The organism is Pelistega indica, assembly GCF_000506865.1.
GTDB lineage: Bacteria > Pseudomonadota > Gammaproteobacteria > Burkholderiales > Burkholderiaceae_B > Taylorella > Taylorella indica.
Genome location: NZ_AYSV01000029.1, coordinates 1 through 4,721, shown reverse-complemented (window position 1 = coordinate 4,721; position 4,721 = coordinate 1). Strand labels below are relative to the sequence as shown.

At 39.5% G+C, this 4,721-nt stretch carries 3 protein-coding genes and 2 tRNA genes; 1 reads left to right on the top strand and 4 read right to left on the bottom strand.

Annotation, left to right across the window (positions count from 1 at the left end):
• The 4 genes from V757_RS17770 to V757_RS17755 form a co-directional block, all read right to left on the bottom strand.
• The coding region (locus tag V757_RS17770) for a hypothetical protein (RefSeq protein WP_023949607.1) at positions 1-209 on the bottom strand (209 nt) is incomplete at its 3' end.
• 387 nt (positions 210-596) lie between these two features.
• A complete protein-coding gene (locus V757_RS17765; protein WP_023949603.1) occupies positions 597-2,267 on the bottom strand; it encodes an AMP-binding protein in 1,671 nt (556 codons plus the stop codon).
• 359 nt (positions 2,268-2,626) lie between these two features.
• Positions 2,627-2,704 (bottom strand) — tRNA-Arg (locus V757_RS17760).
• A gap of 36 nt (positions 2,705-2,740) precedes the next feature.
• A tRNA-Arg gene (locus V757_RS17755) sits at positions 2,741-2,818 on the bottom strand.
• A gap of 610 nt (positions 2,819-3,428) precedes the next feature.
• On the opposite strand from V757_RS17755, the gene V757_RS17750 reads away from it, so the two are divergent.
• Positions 3,429-4,586, top strand: a complete 1,158-nt coding sequence (locus V757_RS17750) for a tyrosine-type recombinase/integrase (RefSeq protein WP_218184476.1) — start codon at positions 3,429-3,431, stop codon at positions 4,584-4,586.
• The last annotated feature ends 135 nt before the right edge of the window (positions 4,587-4,721 follow it).

Sequence of the window (4,721 nt, the reverse complement as noted above, 5' to 3'; positions counted from 1 at the left end):
TCAGTGTGCGTGCGATTCATAAACACATAGGCTTCGTGAGGTGCCACCTGACCAAAGCGCTGAATTGCCTTAGTGCGCAAGGTATCCATCCCTGCTCGTAAATCTGTCGCCTCACTCACCAGGATGATTCTATCTAGTGCCAGTAGGCTAGACGCTTGCTCTTGAATTCCCACTCGTTGGGCGGTCTCGATACGCATTAAAGACGGCATTGATTTCTCCTAACATACACAAAACCATAGTGTCGCGCAATTTAGCAGGAATGAATACATGTGTTCACCGGACGCTTACTTTAGGCGTGCAATCTTTCAGGATGAAAGATTGTACGTCAAAAAAACCAAAGAGGAAGAAGTAGTTGCTATCAATAGAAATCCATTATGAGGTATTCATAATGGATTTTGATTTTGTAGTGTTTTATTTAGGCGTGCAAGCTTTCAGGATGAAAGATTGCACGTCAAACACTCCAAAGGGGAAGACGTAGTCGCTATCATATAAAGTCTATTATGAATTATTCTTGATAGAATGCCCTCCAAGAAAATAAATTCTTTGGAGGGCATGTTATAAGAGATACTGAAAGTGAGTAGAGAATTACGTCTTACTTAATTACCAAGCTCTTCTTTCATCATTTCTCTGATTTTAAATTTCTGAATCTTACCACTTGCTGTCATTGGGAATTCTTCTACAATGCGGATATAGCGAGGAATTTTTTGTCTAGAAATTTGTCCGTCGCAGAAATCACGAATATCTTGTTCAGATAATGTACTACCATCACGTGGTTTAATCCAAGCACATAACTCTTCACCATAGCGTTCGTCTGGAACACCAACGACTTGAGCCTCAAGAATATCAGGATGGGTATAGAGGAAATCTTCAATTTCGCGAGGGAAAAGATTTTCTCCACCACGGATTACCAAATCTTTGATACGTCCTACAATAGCACAATAACCTTCATCATCCATTGTTGCCAAATCGCCAGTATGCATCCAACCAGCTTGGTCAATTGCTTCAGCCGTTTTTACGGCATCTTGCCAATAGCCTTGCATTACAGAATAACCCCGAGTACATAATTCACCAGGTGTGCCACGAGGAACAATGCGACCATCTGCATCAATAATCTTGACTTCTACATGAGGATGGATACGACCAACAGTACTTACACGTTTTTCTAAAGGATCATCTACATGTGATTGCATACTTACAGGTGAAGTTTCCGTCATACCATAACAAATAGTGACCTCTGACATATTCATTTTATCAATCACTTTTTTCATGACTTCCATAGGACAAATCGTCCCAGCCATGACGCCAGTACGAAGGCTACTCATATCATATTTAGCAAAGTCAGGATGTTCCAACATATTGATAAACATTGTTGGAACACCATAAGCAGCGGTACATTTCTCCTCTGTAATTGCTTTGAGGTTCTCTAAAGGATTAAACACTTGGTCATGATACACCATTGTAGAGCCATGAGTAATGCAGGCAATATTACCAATTACCATGCCAAAGCAATGAAATAATGGTACGGCAATAGAAACAGCATCATCAGGTGTTAATTTAATTGTTTCACCAATAAAGTAACCATTATTTAAAATATTGTGATGTGTTAGTACAGTGCCTTTAGGGTTGCCAGTAGTACCTGATGTGAATTGGATATTGATAGGGTCATCAAATTGCAATTGCTGATTAATCTGTTGAAGTTGTGCTAGTTCCTTTGTGGTAGGTGTTTGCAAGAGGGCAGAATAATTTAGAATGCCAGGATTTTTATCATCGTTAATATTAATCACATAGCGAAGCGTTGGAGCATGATCCGCACGGAGACGGCCAATTTCAGCTGTTTTGAGCTCTGGTACAACATCATAAACCATTTTGACATAGTCACTATCTTTGAAGGTTGAGATAATCACTAAGCCAGTACAACCCACTTTATTAAGAGAGTACTCTAACTCAGTACGACGATAAGACGGATTCATATTGACAAGAATAATACCAGTCTTAGCGCAGGCATATTGAATAATTGTCCATTCGGCACAGTTAGTTGCCCAAAGACCCAAACGGTCACCTGTTTTAAAACCTAAACGCAATAAACTGCAAGCAACAATATCGACTTGTTCGCGCAGTTGAGCATAGGTATAGCGAATATTTTGATGGCGAGAAACAAGTGCTAGTAAATCTTTATATTGTTCAGAAGCAGTGTCAAAATTTTGGCCTAAGGTTTCACCAAGTAAAGGTTTATCAGATGCCCCATGTACGTAGCTTAGTTGGGTCATTTCAAATGTCTCCTTTTGTTTTATTACTATTAATTTTCTAATTATAGTCGCAGTAAGGTAAGAATAACTATTAGTGTTCATACTTAATACAATGCAATTGAAAGTCGTCTCAAAGTAATATTAAGCATGTATATGAGGGAATAAAGTAGGAAAGGAAAAGTAGGGGAGAGCTAACAAGGATGGTGTGAAAAGAACAAGGTAATAAATAGAAAGAAAATCGAAGAAAAGGAGCAGATGCAAGATGACTTTTTTGATTAATAAATGGTAAAGCAATAAAGTGAATTGACACCAAAAGAGGATGAAAAGAAATAGGGGAAAGAAAAACGGACTTAAGTCAAAAACTTAAGTCCGTTTAATCTTGGCGCGCCCGGCAGGATTTGAACCCACGACCCCTTGGTTCGTAGCCAAGTACTCTAATCCAACTGAGCTACGGGCGCTCTTAACATCATATAAAGGAGATTATTATGAATAACTGGCGCGCCCGGCAGGATTTGAACCCACGACCCCTTGGTTCGTAGCCAAGTACTCTAATCCAACTGAGCTACGGGCGCGTTAAGAGTGTAATTATGATATGTTTTGGCAAAATAGGCAAGGATTATCTTATGCTTTATCCTTTTTTCTATAAAAACGTTGTAAAAATGATAAGAGTAGTCTGATTTTTCTTGGTTTGTTATTTATAACCATTTCTTAAGTTTGCGAGGCAATTTTTTTAAGGTTAGTCTTCTAGAAAGAATAAATGATTATGCATCGCTATAACCATTGGTGCGTTAAAAGTGCTTCTTTGTTGATTGTTGAGACCATATCTGACTATTTTCTTTTAGCGAGTAATGATTGATTAAGAATAATATAGGCGTAAAACTAATAATGCTTTTATTGTCACATCATAAAATTATGCCTAGTATAGTGGGTATTTAGATCACTATGGATAAGGGGTGAAATACACGATGGATAATGCAGCGACTTATTTTCAGCAAAAATTTACCTATAGTTTTATGGCTGTGCTTATGATACACATCACTACACACGACTACTATAAATTTTAGTTAACCTACTGAAATACAATAAAAAATTAAAAATTTTTGGATAATTTAATGTATTGAATTGTATTAATGTGTATTGTTATATACAATGGCTTGTGTGGGTAAAAATGTGGGTAAAATTATGGCACTAACAGACAAGCAATGTAGGAATGCGAAAGTAGGGGAAAAAATAACAAAGATGGCCGATGGGAATGGGCTAAGCCTAGTCATACACCCAAATGGCAGTAAGTATTGGCATGGTCGATATCGAAAAAATGGGAAAGAGCAGACAAAGACCTTAGGTAAGTACCCAGACGTGAGTTTATCTGATGCTAGACAGGCATGGGCAACCTATAAAGTACAGGGAGAGGGAGTATCTACTGAGGTGACATTTGCGGTTATGTTTACACAGTACTATAACGCTCGGCATAAAAACGGATATAAACCAACAGACAACATACCGTGGGCGTACGATAATTTCCCAGAATGGTTCAAACATAAACGCATGACGGATATCACCATGGCAGACGTCAGTGCCGTCATACTAGAAGCAACGAAACAAGGTGGCGTATTGGCACAATTTATGTCGTCTGTTTGTAATAGAGTATGCGAGTTTGCTATTGATTGTGGGGTTATCCAAACCTCACCTGCCTATAGGGCGAAACGTCTTGTCCCTAGACATAAAGTTACACATAACCGTAGTATTTCACCAGAGAGAGTAGGGTTGTTACTCACCTATATCAATAGTCATACGCCTCAGTTAGAAGCAGTTTGTGACAGCTTTAAACTCCAGATGTTGACGGCTACTCGCATTAATGAAGCTACAGGGATACGGTGGGATGAGCTCGATTTAGATAATAAATTATGGACAATACCTGCGTCTCGAATGAAAACTAAAGAAACTCATATTGTACCTTTATCCGATCAAGCCATTACGATCATCCGACAGTATGCAGGGCGATATTCAAATAAAGTGTTCTGGGAGGATAGTGTTCCTAATGCGAGCGCATGTGGCAGGGTAAAAGGGTTATTACGACGTTCTGCTTTCCATAATGAGCATGTTACACATGGATGCCGTTCCTTATTCTTAACTGTCATGCAGGAGGAGTTCGAATACCCCTTTGATGTGGTCGATGCACAACTAGCCCACAAAAAAGCAGGAGGAGTACGTCAGGCGTACGATAGAGCGACATTTTTAGACAAACGAGTCGTAGCGATGCAGGTGTGGGCTGATTGGCTAGATGCCAAAACGAAAGAAGCAGAGGGGTCAGTAGGGGGCATCACGTACCCTTACGCCTAGGACGAGGGGGCGTAGTGGTAGCATAAGAAAAACAGGGCGTACTTCATACTACGCCCTATGACTACACAGACTGATTTCACAAGGATGTACCACCATCAAAAAAGGACTCCAATGAGCTTGACCGATAGCACTATG

Coding starts and splice junctions, on each gene's coding strand:
- V757_RS17765 (WP_023949603.1), bottom strand. CDS start 2,267: ATGACCCAACTAAGCTACGTACATGGGGCATCTGATAAACCTTTACTT.
- V757_RS17750 (WP_218184476.1), top strand. CDS start 3,429: ATGGCACTAACAGACAAGCAATGTAGGAATGCGAAAGTAGGGGAAAAA.